This window comes from Streptomyces durbertensis (genome assembly GCF_014156695.1).
Lineage (GTDB): Bacteria > Actinomycetota > Actinomycetes > Streptomycetales > Streptomycetaceae > Streptomyces > Streptomyces durbertensis.
On sequence record NZ_WMLF01000658.1, the window covers coordinates 1 to 2019 of the forward strand.

A 2019-nucleotide genomic window follows, 5' to 3' on the forward strand; every position below is an offset into this window, starting at 1 on the left:
CGGTGCGGCCGGGGGTCGGGCGGTTCCTCGTACTCGCCTCGGTGTTCGTCTGCGCCGCCTGCGGACTGGTCTACGAGCTCGAACTCGTCGCGCTCGCCTCGTACCTGATCGGCGACTCGGTCACCCAGGCGTCCATCGTGCTGTCGGTCATGGTCTTCGCGATGGGCCTGGGCTCGCTCCTGGCGAAGCGTTTGTGCAGGAGGGCCGCCCAGGGCTTCGGCTACATCGAGGCGCTGCTGGCGCTGGTGGGCGGCGGTTCGGCGATGGCGCTGTACGCCTGCTTCGCCTGGTTCGGCGAGTCCCGCACGGCGCTGGTCGCGTTCTCCCTGGTGATCGGCGGGCTGATCGGCGCGGAGATGCCGCTGCTGATGGTGCTCATCCAGCGCATCAGGGAGCAGGACGTGGGCGGCGCGGTCGCGGACCTGTTCGCCGCCGACTACGTGGGCGCGCTGGCCGGCGGTCTTGCGTTCCCCTTTCTGCTGCTCCCGCTGTTCGGGCAGCTCACGGGGGCGCTGCTGATCGGTGTGGTGAACGTGTTCGCCGGCGGCTTTGTGGTGCTGTGGCTGTTCCGGCGGGACCTCACGCGTTCGGCGCGTGCGGGGCTTCTGCTGCTCAACGGTGTGGTGCTCACGCTGCTGCTCGCCGCGCTGTGCTCCGCGTCGGCGTTCGAGGAGGCGGCGCGGCGCGCGGTGTACGGGGGCACGGTGCGTGTCGCGACGCAGTCGGCGGTGCAGGAGATCGTCCTCACCGACGGACCCGCCGGCGGCCACGGCGGGCGGGAGGCGTCCCGGGGGCTCGAGCTGTTCCTGGACGGCCGGTTGCGGGTGTGTTCCAGCGACGAGGCGCGCTACCACCAGGCGTTGGTGCACCCGGCGATGGCAGCGGGCCGGCACGCACGGGTGCTGGTGCTGGGCGGCGGCGACGGGCTCGCGGTACGGGAGGTGCTGCGGCATCCCGGCGTCCGGTCGGTGACGGTCGTCGAACTGGACCCGGCGGTGCTGGACCTCGCCTCCAGGGACCCCGTGCTCAGCGCACTCAACCAGCGGTCGCTCGCGGACCCGCGCGTCCGGCGGGTCACCGCGGACGCCTTCGGCTGGCTGCGCGGCCGCCCGGCGAGCGGCGGCGAGCGCTACGACGTGGTCGTCTCCGGCCTGCCCGACCCGCGGATCACGGCGAGCACGAAGCTGTACTCGCTGGAGTTCTACGGCCTGCTGCCGCGGGTGCTCGCCGACGGCGGGCGGCTGGCGGTGCACGCGGGTGCCGCGGGCCGGGACCCGCACACGTACGGAACGGTCGCGGCGACGCTGCGGGCCGCCGGCTTCTCCGTCACCGGCTACGCGGTCGACGGCCGGCTGTCGTCGTTCGGCGACTGGCCGGACCGCGCCCAGCGGGCGGAGCACCCGTCGTCCCAGGACTGGGGGTTCCTGCTGGCGTCGCGGGGGGACGCGCCGCGGGTCGGCCTCCCGGCGGACGTCCGGTCGGGTGAGCTGACGGCCGCCGACCTGCGCCGCGCGGTCGCCCGCGCCGGTCGGCTGGACCGGCGCGACCTCCCGCCCTCCACCCTCGTCCACCCGCGCTACGGCTTCTGAGCACGGCTGAGCGAGCCCCGGCCACCCGGCCGGGGCGCCCGTAAACGCCTTGTGGCCGCGGGCGGCGCGCTCCTACGGTCGCCTGGTGACTACTCAGGTGATCGTGCTCAACGGTGGTTCCAGCGCGGGCAAGTCGGGGATCGCGCGCTGTCTGCAGGCGGTGCTGCCCGAGCCGTGGCTGGCGCTGGGGGTGGACACGCTCGTCGACGCGATGCCCGCCGCGATGCAGGACACCGAGTCGGGCATCGGCTTCAGCCCCGACGGCGGGGTGCACGTCGGCCCGGCGTTCCGGGCGCTGGAGGTGGCGTGGGCCGAGGGGGTGGCGGCGATGGTCCGGGCGGGTGCCCGGGTGATCGTCGACGAGGTCTTCCTGAGCGGCGGGGAGGGCCAGGAGCGTTGGCGGAAGGCACTCGCCGGGCTGGACGTGCTG

The 2019-nt window shown here is 74.4% G+C and carries 2 protein-coding genes; both read left to right on the forward strand.

Going from position 1 to position 2019, the window contains the following annotated elements; translation table 11 throughout:
• Positions 1-2 precede the first annotated feature (2 nt).
• The gene (locus tag GL263_RS25625) at positions 3-1589 is read left to right on the forward strand and encodes a polyamine aminopropyltransferase (RefSeq protein ID WP_182858124.1); all 1587 of its coding nucleotides are present in this window, start codon (positions 3-5) and stop codon (positions 1587-1589) included.
• Positions 1590-1674: 85 nt separating this feature from the next.
• Positions 1675-2019, forward strand: a 345-nt coding sequence (locus tag GL263_RS25630) for a phosphotransferase-like protein (protein WP_438948004.1), incomplete at its 3' end; no start/stop codon positions are given.